Here is a 20,055-nt window from a genome sequence, read left to right as displayed (position 1 = left end):
TTATTTTTCATGAGACAACAACCACTTTTTACGTGTTAGTCCGCCGCCATAACCGCCCAACTCACCATTCGAGTTAATAACACGGTGACAGGGAATCACAATGGCCAATTGATTTGCCCCGTTAGCCTGAGCTACAGCGCGATAGGCGGTTGGTTTACCGAGTGAAATTGCAATGTCAGCATAGGAGCGAGTCTCTCCTGGCGGGATTTGTAGTAATTGCTCCCAGACGCTTTTCTGAAAAGGCGATCCCACTAAAAAGAGGGGGGTCTTAAACTCAGTTAGTGTACCTTCGAAATAATGAGTCAGTTCTTTTTCAATCGACCGAATTGGCTCTGTGAGACCAGGGATTACAGCTGATTTTGTTCTTCTTCTAAGCCGTTCTACTTCCAGTTCTAGTCCTCGGCGATCAACAAATTCTAACAAGTAGAGTTTGCTCTCATCTGAGATGGCAATCATGGGGCCCAGTCGAGTATCCAGCCAGGCAGCTTTTAATACTTTGCTATCTGCTAACAAGGTAGGTGGTGCACCCATGATGCGCGAGAAGGCATCTCTAAAGCCGCTGCTGGATTCATAACCAGATGCTAATTGTGTATCAATGATCTTTCCCCCAGATCTAATGTTCTTTAAGGCTAGTCCCATGCGACGTGCTCTTGCATATTCTACAAAAGTCATCCCGAAACGTTTTTTGAATTGACGGCGTGCCGTGGATTCATCGATAGAGAGATCTTTGAAGTCTTGCTCTGTCCATCGCTTCTCGGGGTTGTTCTCAACGGCTTCAACTAGCAACGTAACTAGCTCTGAGACTTGATTGGGATGCGATAATGGACGACAGCGTTGACAGGGTCGAAATGAGGCCAAAAGTGCCTGCTTCGATGTTTCATAAAACTCACAGTTTTCATACTTTGGTTTTCTCGCTGGACAAGTCGGGCGGCAAAATACGCCGGTTGTCTTAACTCCTACGTAGAATACACCTTCATATTCCGATTTTTTGTCCACTAGCGCTCTATAATATTCTTGCTTATGTTCATCTTCAAGTATCATACACACACCCTGTTTCATCATTTATATCTAAATTATACAATGTCCTTTCAGAGGGCATAGCCGAAAATCAGGCATCAATTTTTTGTTTAGAAAGAAATGAATTCGTGTCAGAGCGATTTGATCTGATTCCGATACTCGCTCGGCGAGACGCCATACCAGCGCCGAAACTGCTTGGAGAAGTACAGTGGGTCATAGAAGCCCACAGAAGCGGCAATCTGCTCGATGGTGAGCTCCAGCCGTTCCCGCAGCAGCAAGCGTGCTTTGTCCACACGCAGCTTGAGCAGGAACGTAACCGGTGTCACCTTGGTGTGCCGTTTGAACATGCGCGATAAGTAAGCGCGATTATAGCCCAAGCTCTCAGCCATCATTTCGATGGTGATGGGCTCTGCGTATTGTGTGGACAAGTAGTGAATCGCTTGCTGCACGATACGGTCGCTTTCGTCTTCAGTGACGAGTCCTGTTACCACAGATGCAGACAGGGCTTCGCAGTACTCGCCGAGCAATAAGCTGAGGTAGCCAGTCGCTTTGAGCTGCGCGTTTGATTTTTTGGATTTGAGCGCCTGCTGGATCTGGCGAAAAAGCACAGGCATATGCCGGTTGCGCGCGATATGGATGATGGGGTTGGCGGGCGTGAGGCCGGCCTCACCCACGAGCTTAGCTGCCTGTGCGCCCGTAAAAGCGATCCAACAATAATGCCACGGATCGATCTCATCGGAGACGTAGCTTATCAATTGTTCAGGCTCAATGACGAAACTGTCGCCAGCGCCAATTGCATACTCTTCTCCATGTGAGGAGAATACGCCTCGGCCCGATATGACATAATGGATTAAGTAATAGTCATAGACCTTCGGTCCAAGCCGATGCTCGGGCTTGGTCTGACTTTCCCCTGCGAATAATACCGTGAAATCGCTCTCCCCAGCAGGAAGCGGGTTCGATACAACGTAATAGCTTTCTGGCTTTTGCATGACGTTTCCTCATCTCCGTTCGAAGACCATTCGTTCCTTCCACTGTATCATAAATCTAACATAGAACGGAATCTGCAAATCACATTTTTCCATGTAGAAATAACATGCCTCCATAGCCAATCCGTGGCGTATCTCTTATACTTAAGCTACAAACTTACACAAACAACATTTCTAACAGCAACCAAGTACACATACCAATACCACTAAAGGCGGTGCCGCACATGGCAGATTTGCAAGCTCTAAAAGACACGTTTATCGAAATTTACGGAGAAACGGCTGCGAAAATCTCAGCATTTCATGCTCCTGGTCGAGTGAATTTGATCGGCGAGCATACGGATTACAACGGCGGTTACGTATTCCCGGCAGCTTTGACGTTCGGAACGACCTTGATCATTCGTCCAAGACAAGACCGCGTGATCGGCTTCGCGTCCACCAATTTGGCACTGCGCAAACAAATTTCCATAGACGACTTGTCCTACCAAGAACAGGACGATTGGATCAATTATCCGAAAGGAATCTTTGTCCACTTAGCAAAAGCAGGATTTCCTGTGACGCAAGGTTATGACCTATTGTTCCATGGTGAAATTCCAAACGGTGCTGGCCTCTCTTCCTCAGCTTCCATCGAGGTTGTGACAGCGTATAGCTTGCTGACGCTTGAGAAGTATCCGGTGGATACGGTGAAAATCGCGCTGCTTGCGCAAGAAACAGAGAACCAATTCGTTGGCGTGAACTGCGGTATCATGGACCAATTCGCTGTAGCGAATGGCAAGAAAGACAACGCGATCCTGCTGATGTGCGATACGCTCGAGTATCGTCATGTTCCTTTTCAAAGCGGCAGCTATAAGCTTGTGATCGGCAACACGAATAAACGCAGAGGTCTCGTCGACTCCGCTTACAATGAGAGAAGAAGCCAATGCGAGCAGGCGGTTACCTACTTGCAAAAGCAATTCCCACACATCACACTGCTTGGTCAATTGACCCTTGCACAGTTTAACGAATATAAACATCTGATCCCAGACGAAACGGTTCGTCGTAGAGCAGAGCATGTTGTGGAAGAGATTGATCGTGTTTTGAAATCCATCGAAGTACTAGAGAAGAATGACCTTGAGTCTTTCGGTAAGCTGATGATCGGATCCCATGATTCTCTTCGTGACCTGTATGAAGTAACAGGCTTGGAGCTTGATACGATGGTTGCAGCGGCGTTGAAGGTGCCAGGTGTGCTTGGTGCGCGGATGACGGGTGCAGGCTTCGGCGGTTGTACGGTTTCCTTGGTGCATGAAGATAGCGTTCAGACGTTTATCGATCAAGTGGGCGCGGAATATACGGGAATTACAGGGCTTACACCAAGCTTTTACGTGTGTGATATTGGCAACGGTGTAGAGCAACTTGAGGAGGCGTTGTAAATGGCAATTCTAGTTACAGGTGGAGCGGGGTATATTGGATCGCATGCGGTAGCAGAGCTTCTGGCCAAAGGCGAGGAAGTTGTGATCGTCGATAATCTGCAGCAAGGTCACAAGGACGCGGTACTTGGCGGTAAACTCTACGTTGGCGATCTGCGCGACGGGGATTTCATGGATACGGTTTTTGCTGAAAATAACATCGATGCCATTATTCATTTTGCAGCGAATTCCCTCGTCGGTGAGAGCATGACCAATCCGGCGAAATACTACCATAATAACGTGTACGGAACTCTTTGTTTACTTGAAAAAATGACGCAATACGGCGTGAAGCGAATCGTATTCTCCTCAACGGCTGCAACGTACGGCGAGCCTGAGAACATTCCAATCCTTGAAAGCGACCGTACCTTGCCTACCAATACGTATGGCGAGACGAAGCTGGCGATGGAGAAAATGATGAAATGGTTCGATACCGCTCATGGCATCAAATACGTGTCGCTTCGCTACTTTAATGCAGCTGGCGCACATGCAGGTGGCAAAATCGGTGAAGACCATAGCCCGGAAACGCATCTGATTCCGATTATTCTGCAGGTAGCGTTGGGTCAAAGAGCGCATATCTCGATTTTCGGCGAGGATTACGCAACAGAAGATGGCACTTGCGTACGTGACTATATCCACGTTAGCGACCTAGCGAGCGCTCACGTGCTTGCAGTTGAGAAGCTGCGTGGCGGTGCGGACAGCAATATTTACAACCTTGGCAATGGCACAGGGTTCTCCGTGAAGCAAGTGATCGATATCGCGCGCAAAGTCACAGGTCATGCGATCCCTGCGGTCGTTGAGCCTCGCAGAGCGGGCGACCCGGCGACGCTGATTGCCTCCTCGGAACGTGCAAGAGCGGAGCTTGGCTGGAAGCCAGCTTTGGATTCCTTGGAAGCGATCATCGAGAGCGCGTGGAACTGGCATCAGAAGCACCCGAAGGGGTACGCGGCGGAAGTGAACGTTTAATCTAATATAGAGATCAAACTAGAAGCCACACCCTTAAGTCTGCGAATGAGGCACAAAAAGATGCAGCAAACGGATGCACATTTGCAGGCTTTTGGTTGAGGTTCTTCTTAGAAGAAAGGGGAGTGGCATGATGGAACACACACGACAAACGCCGCAATATGCAGCGTTAACCATAGAAAGACTTCTGCAATTCGCCACCCAGAATGGGTTGATCGAACAGCTGGACGTCTACACCTCGCGCAATGCTTTGCTGGATTTGTTCGGACTGGCGGAGCCTTTCCAAGGGGAAGTACCTGCGGAGAAATTGAGCAGTCCGGTTGGCTTGCTGGAAGAGCTGTTGGATGCAGCTTGGGAAGCGGGACTACTGGAAGAAAACACGATGACGTACCGCGATTTGCTAGATGCGCGAATCATGGGACTCATGATGCCTCGTCCTTCCGAGGTGGTGCGCCAATTCTGGACGCTGGCTAAGACGAAGAATGTCGAAGCGGCAACCGAGTATTTTTACAAGCAATCCATCGATTCGAACTACATTCGGATGGACCGAATCGCTAAGAACGCCTACTGGTTAGCAGAAACGGCCTACGGGGATTTGGAAATTACGATCAACCTCTCCAAGCCGGAGAAGGATCCGAAGGAAATTGCGCTGCTCAAAACGCTTCCACAAAGCAGCTACCCCCTATGTCTACTATGCGTAGACAATCTGGGCTATGCAGGCCGTGTGAATCACCCGGCTAGACAGAATCTGCGCGTCATCCCGCTTGAATTGGATAGTGAGAAGTGGTACCTGCAGTATTCACCATACGTTTATTACAACGAGCACAGCATTATCTTCCATGAGAAGCATATTCCGATGAAGACAACGGCAAATACGTTCTATCGTTTGCTAGACTTCATCGAACAGTTCCCACACTATTTCATTGGGTCGAATGCAGACCTGCCGATCGTCGGGGGTTCCATCCTGAATCACGATCATTTCCAAGGGGGACGCCACAAGTTCCCAATGGAAAAAGCGCCAAGTGAGAAAGCATTCTCACATAAGGATTTTGCTGGTGTGAAGGCTGCTATTGTGAAGTGGCCGATGTCGGTGCTGCGCCTGAGCGGGCACAACAAGCAGCAGCTGTACAAGCTGGCGAGCAAGCTGCTCGAAGACTGGCGTGCATACAGTGATGCGGAAGCGGACGTCCTCGCGTTCAGCGAGAAGGACGGACAGCGGATCCCGCATAACACGATCACGCCGATCGCCCGCAACAATGCACGGGGCGAGTACGAGCTTGACCTGGTGCTGCGGAACAACCGCACCAGCACTGAACATCCGGATGGGATCTTCCATCCGCATCAGCACTTGCACCACATCAAGAAGGAGAACATCGGCTTGATTGAGGTTATGGGGCTGGCGGTGCTGCCAGGCCGCCTGCAAGAGGAGCTGGCGGACATCGCCAAGCTTCTGACCGGCGAAGCCGAGCTCAGCCGCGAGGTGCGCAACGAGGGCCATCCGCTGCATAAGCATGCGGATTGGATCGCGGCGCTGCTCGCGAAGCATGGCGCGGCGCTGACGGCCGACGCGGCGAATGCGGTGCTGCAGACTGAGGTCGGCAGCAAGTTCATGGACGTCCTGCTTGACGCAGGCGTCTTCAAGAGAGACGAAGCCGGGCAAGCGGCGTTCGGACGGTTTTTGGCTGCAGTGGGTTTCACGCAGCAGTAGGTTAGTGCGGAATCCCTGGTCGGTGGACCAGGGATTTTTTTGTGCGCGCGCGCGAATGAGGCGGGCGGGTCTACGGGATGTTTCCAGTGGACGAGTAACTGGAAAAACTACAGCTAATTTCAAGGGAAACGCTTGAAATTTGGAATTTAGCTGGAAAACATACAGCTAATTTCCCTGAATTCCCCCATTGGGCGTAGAATGGGGGAATTCAAATGTAGAAAATCCATCTAAATCGAAATTTGATGAGGAAAGGATGGAATTAGATGGAGATTTTCCATTTAATCGGTTGCTGGGCTACTTTTACTCCCGAACACCCGCACCAACAGCTCCAACCACACCTCCCGCACCCGCAAACAAGCCAATAACTCCATCAAACCACCTCCACCAACAGAAGAAGCCCCAACCTCAACTAGCCTCCCGCACCAGAAAACAAGCCAATTACTCCCCCAAACCACCTTCACCAACAGAAGCCCCAACCTCAACTAGCCTGACGCACCAGAAAACAAGCCAATTACTCCCCCAAACCACCTTCACCAACAGAAGCCCCAACCTCAACTAGCCTGACGCACCAGAAAACAAGCCAATTACTCCGCCAAACCACCTCCACCAATAGAAGCCCTATCCCCAACTAGCCTGACGCACCAGAAAACAAGTGATTACTCCCCAAACCACCTCCCACCAACAGAAGCCCCATCCTCAACAAACCTCACGCACCAGAAAACAAGCCAATTACTCATCCCAGCCCACCCAAACATTCATGTCACGGCGTCCTTCACGAACGAGGAAATGGAAAATATCATATTGACAGGACGAGTTGCGCTACCTAAACTATTAATTAGCTGACTAACTAAAAGGGGAGTGCTTTGTTGTCACGTCACCATAATCCAGAATCACTAACACATCTCATGCATCATTTGCTGAAAATGCACCGGCATACAGTTGATCAAATCATTCATCCCTATGATGTTTATCCGGGGCAACCCCCGCTATTGCTTGCTTTGTCTGTTGAGGATGGGCTTAGTCATAGCGAACTAGCTGCTCGCATTCACAATAAACGTGCGACGCTGTCCGTCATGGTGGATCGCATGGAAAAAACAGGCCTCGTCGAACGACGCCCCGACGAGAACGATCAACGGGTTACGCGTGTCTACCTGACCGAGAAGGGGAAGGAAGTCACTGTACATGTTAGAGAAGCGATCAAGACTGCGGATGAGATAACCTTTTCGCATTTTCTGCCAGAGGAAATGCTGCTATTTCGCCGCCTATTGCTTCAAATGAAGGATAATCTACGTCCTAAAGAGGAATTAAATTAGTTAGTCGACAAACAAAAGAAGGGACATCATTTATGTGGAAACTACGATCGTTTGTTAAACCATATTGGTTCATAACGCTGCTAGCTCCCTTGCTGATGGTGATGGAGGTATGTATGGACTTATCGCAGCCTCGTCTCATGGCTACTATTGTGAATCACGGGGTTGCTGAAGGCAATCTAGCGTTGGTGTGGTCGACAGGCATACATATGCTGGTTGTTGCCCTCATTGGTCTCGCAGGCGGAGTGGGTTGTACATTTTTCACAGTGAAAGCCGCTCAAAGCTTTGGCGCTGACCTGCGGATAAGTGTTTTCGAGAAGGTGCAATCCTTGTCGTTTCGCCAATTGGATACTTTTTCGACTGGATCGCTGATCACTCGTTTGACTAGCGATGTGATGCAAATGCTGAACATCTTGCAAATTCTACTGCGTCAATTCACACGTGAAGCGTCGCTGCTTGTTGGCAGTATCATCATGGCCGTCGTCATTTCACCGCGACTTTCCTTGATTCTGCTTGCAGTCGTGCCGATTCAATTTGTCATCCTGTATGTGTTGATGAAACGCTCTACACCGCTTTTTCGCCAGATGCAGACGAAGATCGATCGCGTAAACACCGTTATGCAAGAGAGCACGACGGGCATTAGGGTGATCAAAGCTTTTGTTCGCGCAGCCTTCGAGCGGACTCGCTTTGGTAAAGCGAACACCGACCTGCTCAACGCCAGTCTTAGCTCCGCTCGCGCTTTAGCTACAAGCGGTCCGCTGATGACATTGATTTTGAACGTGAGCATTGTAGCTGTTCTCTGGTTTGGCGGCGCTCAAACGTGGAGCGGGTCGATGGCGATTGGAGATTTGGCGGCATTCATCATCTATATAAGCCAAGTGCTGTTTTCCCTCGTGTCCATCAGCAATACGCTGATGAACATTTCCCGGGCGCAGGTTTCCGCCGAACGCATCCGTGAGGTGCTAGATACGAAGGTGGATCTGAATGAACCAGCCAAGGGGAGTCAGCCACCTACGCTTACACCGTCACCAGTGTTCGGCTGTGAGTTAGAATTCAATCAGGTTTCATTCGTATATGAGACGGCTCCCGATCAACCTGTCCTCAAGGATATTTCGTTTAAGGCTCTGCCTGGTCAAACGATTGGGATTCTCGGGGCGACAGGCTCCGGCAAGTCTACACTCGTTAGTTTGATTCCCCGACTTTACGAAGCTTCCAGCGGACATATCCGTCTGAATGGAGTGGATGTGAAAGAGCTGCCTGTCGAGCAGCTGCGTAGTCAGATCGGCATTGTGCTGCAGCAGTCCATTTTGTTTAGCGGCACGATTCGCGATAACATTCTTTTCGGCAAGCCAGAGGCGTCAGATGCTGAGATGGAGGCAGTCGCCAAAGCAGCGGAAGCGGATAGCTTCATCCGCAAGCTGCCGGAGGGCTACGAAGCCAAGCTGGGACAGCGAGGCGTGAATCTCTCCGGAGGTCAGAAGCAGCGAATAGCGATAGCACGGGCTTTACTTTTGCGCTCGCCGCTGCTTGTGCTAGATGACAGTACCAGCGCTATTGATCTAGGCACGGAGAAACGCATCCAGCGTTCCCTGCAAGAGCTGATGGCAGGCAGCACGCGCATTATTATCGCGCAGCGCGTCTCCTCGGTCCTGCAGGCCGATCAAATTCTTGTCCTGGAGGAGGGGCGCATCGCCGCACGAGGAACCCATGAGGAACTGCTGGCGACAAGCGCGCTGTACCAAGATATTTACAACTCCCAGCAAGGGAAGGAGGCTGCTCTGCATGGCTAAAAAGCAAACGCGCAAACCACGCGCGAAAAACATCGGCGCAACCCTCCTTCGCATGTGGGGTTACCTTCGACTTCAACGTGCAGGACTACTTACTGTTGCGATCTTGACTGTTCTTGGCAGTGGCCTCGCCCTGCTCGGACCCTATTTAATTGGTGTAGCCATCGATGATTACATCATCCCGCGAGATCGGAGCGGACTGCTGGGACTTTGCCTCCTCCTCCTAAGTTGTTACGTAGTAAGTGGTGCGGCCTCTTGGATCCAATCCTATCTGATTGCTGGGGTTTCCCAGCGGACGGTTTGGCAAATGAGACAGGATCTTTTTCGTCATCTGCACAAGCTGCCTATTAGCTATTTTGACAAGACTTCCCACGGGGAACTCATGAGCCGCACGACCAATGATGTCGATAATGTTGCAACCACGCTCAGTCAAAATTTAACACAGATTATGACCAGTATCATTATGATTGTCGGGTCTTTGATCATGATGATTACTTTGAATATTTGGCTTACGCTGATCGCATTAATCACGGTTCCGATCGTTCTCTTCACAACGAAGCAAATCACGAAACATACACAGCGCCTATTCAAAGAGCAGCAGCAGCGACTCGGTGAGCTGAATGGCTTAATTGAGGAGACGATTTCTGGGCAAAAGGTTGTGAAAACCTTTCGTCGCGAAGCCGCAGTTGTCGATCAACTCGCTGTAATCAACAAGCAGCTTCGTGCTTCTGGTACGGGTGCTCAGCAGCTTTCGGGTATGATGGGGCCAAGCATGAATATGATCAACCATTTTAGCTTCATTTTATTAGCAGCAATTGGGGGCTGGATGGTGCTGAAGGGATGGACGATGGTCGGCGTGATCATTAGCTTCTTGAACTATTCGAAACAATTCAGCCGTCCGATCAACGATCTCGCCAACCAGTACAATATGATTCAGTCGGGTATTGCGGGGGCGGAGCGTGTTTTTGAAGTGATGGATAATGAAACGGAATACGATTCCAAACAGGGGGCTTCTCAGCTAACAGATGTCAAAGGTGAAGTCGTTTTCCAAAACGTTTCCTTCGCTTACACCGATGATGTGCCTACGCTTCAAGAGGTTTCTTTTACCGCCGAGCCAGGTGATCTGATCGCTTTAGTCGGCCCGACGGGAGCAGGGAAGACGACGATTATCAATTTGTTGACTCGCTTCTACGAGGTAAATGAGGGCCGTATTACGATAGACGGGCTGGACATTCGCGATATGGAAAAAGACAGCCTGCGCAGCCAGCTTGGCATCGTGCTGCAGGATGTGTACTTGTTCTCGGATACGATCCGAGAAAATATCCGTTTCGGCCGTCTGGACGCCACGGACGAAGAAGTCGAAGCTGCCGCGAAGCTTGCCAACGCGGACGGGTTCATTCGCAAGCTGCCGAGCGGCTATGACGCCAAGTTGACCGCTGGCGGCGGTAACTTGAGTCAGGGCCAGCGGCAGCTGCTCACGATCGCGCGGGCGATTCTCGCCGACCCCGCGATTCTCGTGCTCGACGAGGCGACGAGCTCCGTCGACACGCGCACAGAGCTGCACATCCAGCAGGCGATGGGCGTACTGATGAAAGGGCGAACGAGCTTCGTGATCGCCCACCGGCTCAGCACGATCCGCGAAGCGAGTGCGATACTGGTCATCCACGGCGGCGAAATCGTGGAGCGTGGTACGCACGAGGAGCTGCTGGCTTTGCGCGGGCATTATTACGAATTGTATGCAAGCCAATTCAGCCAGGCTAGTTCACTTTGACGGACGAGGCGTGCTGAAGCCGCCGCAAGCAAAAAGGGAGTTCCCGTTAATGGGAACTCCCTTTTCAAATAGATGCAGTCCTCCGTTGTCGCCTGCAAATCCCTCGGAGCTCCTCGGCGACCCGCAGTCATGTTGCAGTCCCGCCACAGTCCCGCTCTACTCCCGCCGCAGTCCGCTGCAGCTCCTCACCACCAGCGAAATAGAAGGATTTCCTCCATCTAATCCAGCTCACTTTCCCCGTCCGCATCGAATAGATGGAATTTCTACAGCTAATCCGCGCCATTTTCGCCGAGACTCCCTCATTTGGCAGAATTAGCTGTAACTTTCCCATCTAAATCCAGAAATTAGTGGGTTTAGTCAATATTAGCTGTATGTTATCCAGTTAATGCTCACCTCGAAGTTCCGACCGGTGCTTCAACATGCCCGTCAAACACACTCACCTGATTTCGCCCCGCCCGTTTGGCTTGGTACAAAGCCATGTCGGCATGCTTCAGCAGCAGCTCCAAGGTATCTCCGCGATGGCTTGCCTGAGTTAATCCGAAGCTCGCTGTTACGGCAATCGTGCCGAAGCTCCCGATCATAGGCTCGGCTGCGAGCTGTGCGCGTATTTGTTCGGCCAGCAAAGCTGCCTCATCCAGCGAGCAGGAAGGCAAGGTGACGACAAACTCCTCACCGCCATAACGAGCAATAAGCGCACTAGGTTCATCAGCTTCAATTCGTTTCGCAATTGCAACCACATGCTGAATCGCGAGATCGCCAACATCGTGGCCGTACGTATCATTGATATGCTTGAAATGATCAATATCAAAAAGCAGGATACATGTCGACAGCTGGTCATCCTGAGCCTCTTCCAAAACAACCTTGCTGCGGCGGATAAATTCCGTGCGATTTAACAGCTTCGTCAAGCCATCATAGTAGGCAAGCTGCTTTAATTGATCTTGGAGCAGCTTTGGCTCGGTGACATCGATCAGCATCAGCAGACTCCCGATGGTCTCTCCACTGCGTCCTCGTACAGCCGAAGATCGGATCTGATAGTAGAACTCCTTGCCATCTGCGGCACGCCAAACAAATTCTTCTTGCACACCATCTTGTGATCGCACCACGGGAAATGGTGTACCCGACAGCCGAATCCAAGCGTCATCCAGTGTTAATCCGAGCATGTCCGTCGTTAAGCCTGGAAACATACTGCTGATCGCGCCATTGAAGTCAACAAGCCGATCGGAGGAATCCAGCACGACAGCACCCTCACGCATACTTTCAAAAATACGATCCTTCGCGATCGGAATAACCGTCAGCATCCTTGTAGACACCATTGACCAGATGTACATGGCAGAAGTTATACAAAGAATCATGGGCACAGGGTCAATGCCATACGGTGTTAGACCCATCAGATAAACGAACGCACCTGTCATCGGCAGGAACTGTCCCATGATTAAGGTCGCTAGCTGCAAACGGTAGGCCTTCTTAGTTTGACGCCATTTGCGCAAGAGCAGTACGACCGCTGCCAGCATGCATCCGAATATATAAGCCCCGTGAATTATATAATATTGTCCGATGACAACATCCGTCGTGGGGAAGGGGGCATTTTCGCGGAAATACATATCTTTATAGAACAAATGATGATAATCATTGGTGATCACCATAACGAAGGTAATGGCAGGAATGAGGAGGAGTGCAGCTATTTTTCTGCGTGTCAGATTCAAACCGATATATTGCATAACAATGAGCAAGCCAATGGCAGGTGCAGCTCCAATGCCAACATACTCGAAAATCGTCCATATTTTTACCTCGGTTAACGTATCGCTGGCCATTTCAAATGCGTGAGCAAAAATATAAATAGCTTGTGTAGCCGTATAAATGACGAATGTGTAAGCTCCGGGGATTTCTTTGCGTTTGATAAAGGTATACATGCACAGAAAGGCTGTAAAAACACCTGAGGTTGCGACGATTGAAATGAACATGGTAAGCGTTGGATCCATGATTCGCACTCCATCATTTGTAGGATTATTGGTAATTTGTCGTTTTAATGGTAACACATCCGTGAATGCTGTCATAGGGAGTTGACACGTAAATTCGATTGCGTATGTATGCAGGTGAGAATGGCAAGGCGTTACAAAATTTAGTAAACTAAAAGGATCAAGTGAAGTAGTGATTAACAGGTAGGAGGAGCGAACATGGATAGCTTTAACGCATTGGTCGTGGAACGAACACAGGAACGGTTTTCTTTAAAAATGAAAGAGATCCGCATCGAGGAATTGCCCGCTGGGGACGTTACGATCCGCGTCGCTTTCTCCGGTATTAACTATAAAGATGCGATGGCTTGCAGCCCATCGGGACGAGTCGTACGCCAGTATCCAATGGTACCTGGCATCGATTTGACGGGTACGGTCGTGGCCTCGTCAGATCCCCGCTATCGCGAGGGAGATGAGGTGCTCGTGACCAGCTACGAGCTGGGCACAGGGCATTTCGGCGGGTTCAGCGCTTATGCGCGTGTCCCCGCCGATTGGGTCGTGCCACTCCCGCAGGGACTGACGCATCGCGAAGCGATGATCCTCGGCACGGCGGGATTGACAGCAGCCCTGTCCATTCACCGAATGGAGCAGAATGGGCTGCGCAAGGAGCAGGGACCCATGCTCGTGCGCGGGGCAACGGGTGGTGTGGGCAGCAGCAGCGTCTCGATGCTCGCCGCCCTCGGCTACGAAGTGGAAGCGAGTACAGGGAAGTCCGCTGACCACGCGTATTTGCTTGAGCTTGGTGCGACGCGCGTGCTCTCGCGGGAGGAACTTTCGCCTGCCGAAAGCAAGCCAATCAGCAAGGAGTACTGGGCCGGCGCGGTTGATCCTGTGGGAGGCGCCTCACTCGCGTACGTGCTTAGCCGGATGAAATACGGCGCCTCCGTGGCGCTGAGTGGATTAACGGGCGGCGCGGACTTTGCGGCGACGGTGTATCCTTTTATCCTGCGAGGTGTGAATGTACTTGGCATTGATTCCGTCTATTGCCCGTCAGCAGTGCGCAAGACACTTTGGGAGCGGATGGCAACGGAGTTGAAGCCACGGCTGCTTGAGCAGACGGTGTATAAGGAAGTGCGGCTAGATGAGGTTGCTGAGGCAGCGGAGCTAGTATTGGAAGGTAAGGTAAGAGGCAGGGTGCTGGTTCGGCTGTAAGTGAAAGATCGCGGCATGCCTGTATTTGGGAGATAAGGAGAGTTGCACAATGAAAATGCGGGTATCAGCTGTTCAATATCATTTACATACGATTAGTAGCTTCGAAGAGTTCGCCGCACAGGTGGAGCATTATGTGAAGGTGGCGCAGGAGTTTGAGGCGGATTTTGTGCTGTTTCCGGAGTTGTTCACCACACAGCTGATGTCCATTGGCGATGAGAACGGCAAAGCGTTGCCGATCGAGGCACTGCCTTCTTTTACAGAGGCCTATCGCGACTTATTCCAGGGACTTGCTCAGCAAACGGGCATGCATTTGATCGGCGGTACGCACATTACGGCTGAGGGGGACAAGCTGTTTAATACAGCGTTCCTGTTCTATCCTGATGGACGAATTGGCGAGCAAAAGAAGCTGCATATTACTCCGACCGAAGTAAAGGAATGGGGCATGGGTGCTGGGGATTCGCTGCAGGTTTTTGATACGGATAAAGGCAGAATTGCCATTCTGGTTTGCTATGATGTCGAATTCCCAGAGATCGTAAGGATGGCCAGAGCCCGTGGGGCAGACGTGCTGTTCGCTCCTTCGTGTACGGATGATCGGCATGGGTTCCATCGGGTACGTTACACCTGTCACGCTCGGACGATTGAGAATCAAATCTACGCCGTAACAACAGGGACTGTTGGTGCCCTACCAACGGTTGATTTCATGAGAGCTAACTTTGGACAGGCTGCTGTTATTACGCCAAATGATGTGCCCTTCCCACCAAAAGGCATTCTGGTCGAGGGCGAGATTAACGGTGATATGGTTGTGACCGCCGACCTTGACCTCTCGCTGTTGACGCTCGTTCGGGAGCGGGGCTCTGTCACCACTTGGCGCGACCGCCGCACTGATTTATACACGGACTGGTCTTGAGTCGATGCGCAAACAACTCTATGTGTATGATGGCGATACCCCTGTGGAGGCGGTCATTCGCACGTATGCTGAAGCAGATTTCGATGCATTGATTCGCGTTCAGCAGCTGAGCTTTCCACCTCCATTTCCGTCTGAACTCTGGTGGACGAAGGAGCAGCTCATGGAACATGTCACCCGTTTTCCGGAGGGCGCGCTGTGCGTGGAGGTGGCGGGTCAGATTGTGGGCTCGATCACAGGACTGCGAGTGGATAGTGAGCGGATGGCCGGGGATGCCGATCATAGCTGGTCAGAGATGACGGATGATGGGTATATCCGCACACATCGTCCTGATGGTGATACGCTCTACATCGTGGATGTGTGTATCATGCCGGCGTATCGCAAGTTTGGCCTCGGTAAATGGCTCATGCAGTCGATGTACGAGGTCGTTGTGCAGCTAGGACTGGCTCGTTTGCTTGGAGGCGGGCGGATGCCTGGCTACCATAGGGTGGCGGAGAAAATGAGTGCCGATGAGTATGCGGCAGCTGTCATGGCGGGGACGATGAAGGACCCGGTGATTACCTTTTTGCTGCGATGTGGCCGAACGCCAGTCGCTGTGGTTGCAAATTATTTGGAGGATGAGGAATCGCTGAATCATGCGCTGTTGATGGAGTGGCGGAACCCTTTTACAAATTACAAATAGGAGTGAGTTGACCTTATGGAATTCATACGCATAACGAGTATTGAGGATCCGTTGTTTCGATCGATGCACGATTTGATGAAAGAGGTATTTCCGGCGGAGGAAGTACTCGAATACTCTTTGTGGAGGGAGCCTCTCGAAGATCCAGGGATTCGCGTATTTGTGGCCGTTCATGAAGGCAAGGTAGTCGGCACGACGGAGTATCGCTATTATGAGGATGACCAAGTGGCGATGACGGATTTTACGATTATTGGCCAGGCAGGTCTTGGGATTGGGCGGTTTCTTGCAAGAAGACGGTGGCAGGATCTGGAGCGATTGGCGTCAGAGTCAGGTAAGCAGATAGCAGGGATGTTCGCTGAAATTTACGATCCGTATCGGATCAAGGGGCATGCTTTCGGCGGCGTAAAGCCAATGGATCCTTACGTTCGACGTGAGGTGCTGTCGCATCTTGGCTATAAGCGGATCGACTTCAGCTACGTGCATCCATCTTGGGAGAACAATGGGGAAGCTGTAGAGGGGTTGGATCTTTGTTTCCTCCCGACCGATGAAGATGCGACGGAAATTAGTGCGGCGTTGGTAGCGAAGTTCCTGAGACGGTATTATGCGGTGCTCGCGAACAAGCCGCATGCTTGGGAAGCAATGGTTGCTGGTTTGGAAGGTAAAGAGAGGTTGGCGCTGCTACCGTTGTAATTCTAGATAGCAAGGTGTTTCCTGCACAGGACAGGAAACACCTTGTTTTAATTGAAGTTGACTTCAGCTAATAAACGTCCTGTATAATATTACACATCCTCTGGCTTTTCCATTTCCATCCACGCCATAGGTACGAACGAACGACATCTTACCAACCGAAATCTAGCGTTTTACCTGTCTCCGCTAATGTCTTGATATTGCTCAGAATCATCCACCAGCTGGCCTTTGTCGACTCAAAGCTCGGGTGGTCTGGCGTCCATTGATCGTTCACGAGCGTCAATTTTGTACAGCTGCCTACGGTTTCTAGTGAGATTGTCATGCGTGATTCGAACTCAGCATGGTTCTCTCGATAGGAAGGACCCGCATGCTCCGTACAGCTCAATAATTTTTCAGGCTCATAAGCCAAAATTTTGCCATACACATGAACCGTCTCATCCCCATCTTGACCTGGACCAATATAGGAATAGTCAGAACCAATTTCAAAGGTAGAATGCAGCACGCTGCCAAACAAAATTTGCCGAGTTCCCTCTGGTGTGATGAGAATATCCCAAACTTGCTTCGGGCTTGCACCAATATAAAATTCATACTTCAGCTCCATAATCGCTCGCACTCCTTCGCTTCTGTGATCCTACCTATCATATTGCATCTAGTATTCCCATGTATTGTAAAAACGCGACAAGGAGTGTTCGACATGCCTATGAATGCGAATCCAAATCCAAATCCACAACCCAATTCCCCCATGCCTAGCCTTGGTATTATAAATTTCCAACAAGGTGGGCACAAATTTCAGCTTTGTCGCTATGCTCCGGCTGAGGATGTAGCTTTTTTCGTTCGTCATTATTGGGTCGTCAAGTGGGACTTGGTTGGGAAGGAGCCCTATACACAGCATGTTATTCCTAATCCCTGCGTGAATCTCGTTGTAGAGCCGGGTAAAACGGCTATTTACGGTCCTGGCAAAGAGAAGTACGGACATCACCTGGAAGGGCAGGGGAGTGTGTTTGGCGTGAAATTTAAGCCAGGCGGCTTTTACCCTTTTGTCCAAGAAAACGTGTCTAGCATGTTGAACAATCCGCTGTGTATTGGCGATGTTTTCGACACCGACCCACGTTCCTTGGAAGCGCAAGTGTTTAGTCACAGTGAGGATGGGCGGAACGTTAATCTGGTTGAGAGCATGATTAGGGCCAAGCTGCCTGCCCAAGATGAACAGGTCACATTGGTGAATCAGATCGTAGATTATGTGTATGGACAGCCGGATATCACCAAGGTCGACGCCATTTGTGAGCATTTTCAAATGAATATCCGCACGCTGCAGCGTCTCTTCGACCAGTATGTCGGAGTTAGCCCGAAGTGGGTGATCAAAATCGCACGTATTCAAAACGCTGCAGAGACCACAGACGGCAATGATACGCACAATTGGGCCAAGCTGTCGATGGATCTCGGTTATCATGATCAATCGCATTTCATAAAGGATTTTAAGTCGGTACTTGGTCAGACACCGGAGGAGTATGTATGGGGGAAACGTAGACATTAGCCTCCTGATAGTATATGAATAATGATTCAATACCTAGCGTTCAAATGGCGGGCGTTCTATAGGCAAAAGAGGGGGCTAAGTGGCCGCTTCTTTTTTGTTTTGGAGATTGCGAGGAACGATGAGTGAGAGGGTGAATACGCTTTCGAGTTGGTTAAAAATTGACAACACAAGTCAAAAAATAACATGTCTTTCTGATCTTCAAACTTTTATAGTGGAAACAGAGATCAAGCAGTGAAAGGGGATAAATGAAAGTGGCTATCAATGGACCTACGCAACAGGCAACTCTATCTGACTTGAAAGCGATACCAAAAAAGAAAAGTTATATGCTAAAACATTGGCAGATCTATTCGATGATCTTGCCTGGCGTATTGTTTTTTATCATATTCAAGTACATCCCTCTTAGCGGCAGTATTATCGCATTTCAAGATTATGATGTGTTTAAGGGGGTAACGGGAAGTAAGTTCGTCGGCTTAAAGCACTTCGACAATCTGTTCACCTATCCGGAGTTTTACAAAATACTCAAAAACACACTCCTGATCAGTATGTATAGGCTCATCTTCTCTTTTCCAGCACCGCTCGTATTGGCGCTATTGCTGAATGAAGTTCGCAAGGTTGTTTTTAAACGGACGATTCAAACGCTATTGTACCTGCCGCATTTCTTTTCTTGGGTAGTTGTAGGCGGTATGGTCATTAATTTCCTTTCATTGACAGGGGTTGTCAATGATACCTTAGCTTCCTTTGGTTTTGAACGCACCATTTTCGTACAGGAGCCGGATTACTTCCGAACCATTATCGTTTCCTCTGGCATCTGGAAAGAAGTTGGCTGGGGGACGATCATTTACTTAGCTGCGCTGAGCGGGATCAATCCTGAAATGTATGAATCAGCTGAGGTAGACGGGGCAGGGAAATTGCGTCAAGTGTTTAGTATTACGATTCCAAGCCTCCTTCCTACTATTATGGTATTGCTATTGTTACAGATCGGTCATATTTTGGACCTTGGCTTCGAACAAATTTATATGTTTCTTAACCCGCTTGTTCGTGAAGTTGGGGAAATATTTGATACTTACATCTACAGAGTCGGCTTATTAGGGGCACAATATAGCTATACGACAGCTATCGGATTGTTCAAATCCGTTGTTGGCTTCATCCTCATCGTTGGGGCGAATTACGTTAGCAAAAAAACGACAGACAGCTCGATCTACTAGAAAGGAGCACATCATGGTTCGAAAATCGCCCGCTTACCAGACGTTTACTGTTTTCAACTATACGTTTCTTGTCCTGGTATCTATCGCTATGCTCATTCCGTTTCTTCATATAATGGCGGGATCATTCAGCAGCGCTGGCGCTATCATTCAAGGACGAGTCACGATCTTTCCAGCAGATTTTACATTCTTGAATTATAAAGTTGTTCTGAATGACTCGCGGATCTGGAAATCCTTCGGCGTTACCGTATTTATTACGGTCGTAGGTACGCTGCTTAATCTTATTTTCACCAGCCTAATGGCTTATGGGCTATCCAAGCAAGACTTGAAAGGGAGAAAGTTCATCGTTTTACTTGTATTGTTCACGATGATTTTCCAAGCACCGTTAATTCCGTCGTATTTGCTAGTCAAATCACTTGGTCTGTTGGATACACTATGGTCTTTGATGATACCCGATCTCATCAGTGCATTTAACTTGATCATCATGATTTCCTTCTTTCGCAACATTTCGGATGGATTACTGGATGCAGCCAAAATCGACGGGTGCAACGATTATCGGACATTGTGGAGCATCGTTCTCCCTCTTTCCTTACCTTCCTTAAGCACAATAGGTTTGTTTTACGCAGTTGGGCACTGGAACGGTTACTTCAATGCGATTCTGTTTATTAGGGATCCTAATTTGTATCCGCTGCAATTAAAGCTTCGCAAGCTGATCGTCGAAAGTGACGTGGAAAGCATGCTGCAAAGCGCGGCGGTAACCATTCAGTCTGTAGAAGGCATTAAAATGGCTTCCATCATGGTAGCCACCATCCCCATCCTGATTATATATCCAATGATTCAGAAGCATTTTGTTAAAGGTTCAATGCTTGGTTCGGTCAAAGGATAATAATAAAACAACATGGTT

The 20,055-nt window shown here is 49.7% G+C and carries 19 protein-coding genes; 13 read left to right on the top strand and 6 right to left on the bottom strand.

What is annotated here, in order from left to right:
* Together AC58QG_RS24700 and AC58QG_RS24695 are read right to left on the bottom strand one after the other, a co-directional pair.
* Positions 1–1,041 carry a bifunctional transcriptional activator/DNA repair enzyme AdaA gene (locus tag AC58QG_RS24700; RefSeq protein WP_497364769.1) on the bottom strand — a complete coding sequence of 347 codons (1,041 nt, stop codon included), beginning with the start codon at positions 1,039–1,041 and terminating at the stop codon, positions 1–3.
* 107 nt (positions 1,042–1,148) lie between these two features.
* Positions 1,149–2,006, bottom strand: a complete 858-nt coding sequence (locus AC58QG_RS24695; RefSeq protein ID WP_497364768.1) for an AraC family transcriptional regulator — start codon at positions 2,004–2,006, stop codon at positions 1,149–1,151.
* Between the two features lie 221 nt (positions 2,007–2,227).
* Between AC58QG_RS24695 and AC58QG_RS24690 the strand changes: the two genes are divergently transcribed.
* The 3 genes from AC58QG_RS24690 to AC58QG_RS24680 all read left to right on the top strand — a co-directional run bounded on the left by AC58QG_RS24690 (position 2,228) and on the right by AC58QG_RS24680 (position 6,113).
* A complete protein-coding gene (locus AC58QG_RS24690) occupies positions 2,228–3,409 on the top strand; it encodes a galactokinase (RefSeq protein ID WP_497364767.1) in 1,182 nt (393 codons plus the stop codon).
* Positions 3,410–4,408 carry a UDP-glucose 4-epimerase GalE gene (galE, locus tag AC58QG_RS24685; protein WP_497364766.1) on the top strand — a complete coding sequence of 333 codons (999 nt, stop codon included), beginning with the start codon at positions 3,410–3,412 and terminating at the stop codon, positions 4,406–4,408. It begins immediately after the preceding gene.
* Positions 4,409–4,535: 127 nt separating this feature from the next.
* Positions 4,536–6,113: a UDP-glucose--hexose-1-phosphate uridylyltransferase gene (locus tag AC58QG_RS24680; RefSeq protein ID WP_497364765.1), complete on the top strand. Its 1,578-nt coding sequence runs from the start codon at positions 4,536–4,538 to the stop codon at positions 6,111–6,113.
* A 278-nt stretch (positions 6,114–6,391) separates the two neighbouring features.
* Here AC58QG_RS24680 and AC58QG_RS24675 read toward each other — a convergent pair whose 3' ends face one another.
* Entirely contained in the window at positions 6,392–6,574 is a 183-nt protein-coding gene (locus AC58QG_RS24675) for a hypothetical protein (protein WP_497364764.1), read from the bottom strand.
* Positions 6,575–6,979: 405 nt separating this feature from the next.
* On the opposite strand from AC58QG_RS24675, the gene AC58QG_RS24670 reads away from it, so the two are divergent.
* The 3 genes from AC58QG_RS24670 to AC58QG_RS24660 are packed head-to-tail and all read left to right on the top strand — an operon-like array spanning position 6,980 to position 10,981.
* Entirely contained in the window at positions 6,980–7,426 is a 447-nt protein-coding gene (locus AC58QG_RS24670; RefSeq protein ID WP_497364763.1) for a MarR family winged helix-turn-helix transcriptional regulator, read from the top strand.
* Between the two features lie 32 nt (positions 7,427–7,458).
* On the top strand, positions 7,459–9,213 hold the full coding sequence (locus AC58QG_RS24665) for an ABC transporter ATP-binding protein (protein WP_497364762.1): 1,755 nt from the start codon (positions 7,459–7,461) through the stop codon (positions 9,211–9,213).
* A complete protein-coding gene (locus AC58QG_RS24660; RefSeq protein WP_497364761.1) occupies positions 9,206–10,981 on the top strand; it encodes an ABC transporter ATP-binding protein in 1,776 nt (591 codons plus the stop codon). Before AC58QG_RS24665 ends, AC58QG_RS24660 begins: the two co-directional genes overlap by 8 nt.
* A 127-nt stretch (positions 10,982–11,108) precedes the next feature.
* Here the strand turns inward: AC58QG_RS24660 and AC58QG_RS24655 are convergent, their stop codons facing one another.
* The gene (locus tag AC58QG_RS24655; RefSeq protein ID WP_497364760.1) at positions 11,109–11,312 is read right to left on the bottom strand and encodes a hypothetical protein; all 204 of its coding nucleotides are present in this window, start codon (positions 11,310–11,312) and stop codon (positions 11,109–11,111) included.
* Between the two features lie 58 nt (positions 11,313–11,370).
* Entirely contained in the window at positions 11,371–12,960 is a 1,590-nt protein-coding gene (locus tag AC58QG_RS24650; RefSeq protein ID WP_497364759.1) for a histidine kinase N-terminal 7TM domain-containing diguanylate cyclase, read from the bottom strand.
* A gap of 195 nt (positions 12,961–13,155) precedes the next feature.
* Between AC58QG_RS24650 and AC58QG_RS24645 the strand changes: the two genes are divergently transcribed.
* From AC58QG_RS24645 to AC58QG_RS24630, 4 genes are read left to right on the top strand one after another with little or no spacing between them, the layout of a single operon-like run.
* Positions 13,156–14,145: an acrylyl-CoA reductase family protein gene (locus AC58QG_RS24645; protein ID WP_497364758.1), complete on the top strand. Its 990-nt coding sequence runs from the start codon at positions 13,156–13,158 to the stop codon at positions 14,143–14,145.
* Between the two features lie 49 nt (positions 14,146–14,194).
* Positions 14,195–15,052, top strand: a complete 858-nt coding sequence (locus AC58QG_RS24640; RefSeq protein ID WP_497364757.1) for a carbon-nitrogen hydrolase family protein — start codon at positions 14,195–14,197, stop codon at positions 15,050–15,052.
* Between the two features lie 4 nt (positions 15,053–15,056).
* On the top strand, positions 15,057–15,731 hold the full coding sequence (locus AC58QG_RS24635; protein WP_497364756.1) for a GNAT family N-acetyltransferase: 675 nt from the start codon (positions 15,057–15,059) through the stop codon (positions 15,729–15,731).
* Positions 15,732–15,746: 15 nt separating this feature from the next.
* Positions 15,747–16,418: a GNAT family N-acetyltransferase gene (locus AC58QG_RS24630; RefSeq protein ID WP_497364755.1), complete on the top strand. Its 672-nt coding sequence runs from the start codon at positions 15,747–15,749 to the stop codon at positions 16,416–16,418.
* A gap of 148 nt (positions 16,419–16,566) precedes the next feature.
* Here AC58QG_RS24630 and AC58QG_RS24625 read toward each other — a convergent pair whose 3' ends face one another.
* Positions 16,567–17,016, bottom strand: coding sequence for an SRPBCC domain-containing protein (locus AC58QG_RS24625; protein WP_497364754.1), 450 nt, complete (start codon positions 17,014–17,016; stop codon positions 16,567–16,569).
* A gap of 93 nt (positions 17,017–17,109) precedes the next feature.
* Here AC58QG_RS24625 and AC58QG_RS24620 point away from each other — a divergent pair, with 93 nt between their 5' ends.
* The 3 genes from AC58QG_RS24620 (at position 17,110) to AC58QG_RS24610 (ending at position 20,037) form a co-directional block, all read left to right on the top strand.
* Positions 17,110–17,949, top strand: coding sequence for a DUF6597 domain-containing transcriptional factor (locus tag AC58QG_RS24620; RefSeq protein WP_497364753.1), 840 nt, complete (start codon positions 17,110–17,112; stop codon positions 17,947–17,949).
* 245 nt (positions 17,950–18,194) lie between these two features.
* Positions 18,195–19,154: an ABC transporter permease gene (locus tag AC58QG_RS24615; RefSeq protein WP_497364752.1), complete on the top strand. Its 960-nt coding sequence runs from the start codon at positions 18,195–18,197 to the stop codon at positions 19,152–19,154.
* 13 nt (positions 19,155–19,167) lie between these two features.
* Positions 19,168–20,037 (top strand): carbohydrate ABC transporter permease, encoded by an 870-nt coding sequence (locus tag AC58QG_RS24610; protein ID WP_497364751.1) that lies wholly within the window; start codon positions 19,168–19,170, stop codon positions 20,035–20,037.
* The last annotated feature ends 18 nt before the right edge of the window (positions 20,038–20,055 follow it).

The organism is Paenibacillus sp. J22P169 (assembly GCF_059691995.1).
The sequence above is the reverse complement of the archived record's forward strand: the minus strand, read 5'-3'. Positions and strand labels throughout refer to the sequence as shown.

Coding starts and splice junctions, on each gene's coding strand:
- AC58QG_RS24700 (WP_497364769.1), bottom strand. CDS start 1,041: ATGATACTTGAAGATGAACATAAGCAAGAATATTATAGAGCGCTAGTG.
- AC58QG_RS24610 (WP_497364751.1), top strand. CDS start 19,168: ATGGTTCGAAAATCGCCCGCTTACCAGACGTTTACTGTTTTCAACTAT.
- AC58QG_RS24655 (WP_497364760.1), bottom strand. CDS start 11,312: ATGGGAAAGTTACAGCTAATTCTGCCAAATGAGGGAGTCTCGGCGAAA.
- AC58QG_RS24640 (WP_497364757.1), top strand. CDS start 14,195: ATGAAAATGCGGGTATCAGCTGTTCAATATCATTTACATACGATTAGT.
- AC58QG_RS24680 (WP_497364765.1), top strand. CDS start 4,536: ATGATGGAACACACACGACAAACGCCGCAATATGCAGCGTTAACCATA.
- galE (WP_497364766.1), top strand. CDS start 3,410: ATGGCAATTCTAGTTACAGGTGGAGCGGGGTATATTGGATCGCATGCG.
- AC58QG_RS24615 (WP_497364752.1), top strand. CDS start 18,195: ATGAAAGTGGCTATCAATGGACCTACGCAACAGGCAACTCTATCTGAC.
- AC58QG_RS24690 (WP_497364767.1), top strand. CDS start 2,228: ATGGCAGATTTGCAAGCTCTAAAAGACACGTTTATCGAAATTTACGGA.
- AC58QG_RS24625 (WP_497364754.1), bottom strand. CDS start 17,016: ATGGAGCTGAAGTATGAATTTTATATTGGTGCAAGCCCGAAGCAAGTT.
- AC58QG_RS24695 (WP_497364768.1), bottom strand. CDS start 2,006: ATGCAAAAGCCAGAAAGCTATTACGTTGTATCGAACCCGCTTCCTGCT.
- AC58QG_RS24645 (WP_497364758.1), top strand. CDS start 13,156: ATGGATAGCTTTAACGCATTGGTCGTGGAACGAACACAGGAACGGTTT.
- AC58QG_RS24660 (WP_497364761.1), top strand. CDS start 9,206: ATGGCTAAAAAGCAAACGCGCAAACCACGCGCGAAAAACATCGGCGCA.
- AC58QG_RS24635 (WP_497364756.1), top strand. CDS start 15,057: ATGCGCAAACAACTCTATGTGTATGATGGCGATACCCCTGTGGAGGCG.
- AC58QG_RS24620 (WP_497364753.1), top strand. CDS start 17,110: ATGCCTATGAATGCGAATCCAAATCCAAATCCACAACCCAATTCCCCC.
- AC58QG_RS24650 (WP_497364759.1), bottom strand. CDS start 12,960: ATGGATCCAACGCTTACCATGTTCATTTCAATCGTCGCAACCTCAGGT.
- AC58QG_RS24665 (WP_497364762.1), top strand. CDS start 7,459: ATGTGGAAACTACGATCGTTTGTTAAACCATATTGGTTCATAACGCTG.
- AC58QG_RS24630 (WP_497364755.1), top strand. CDS start 15,747: ATGGAATTCATACGCATAACGAGTATTGAGGATCCGTTGTTTCGATCG.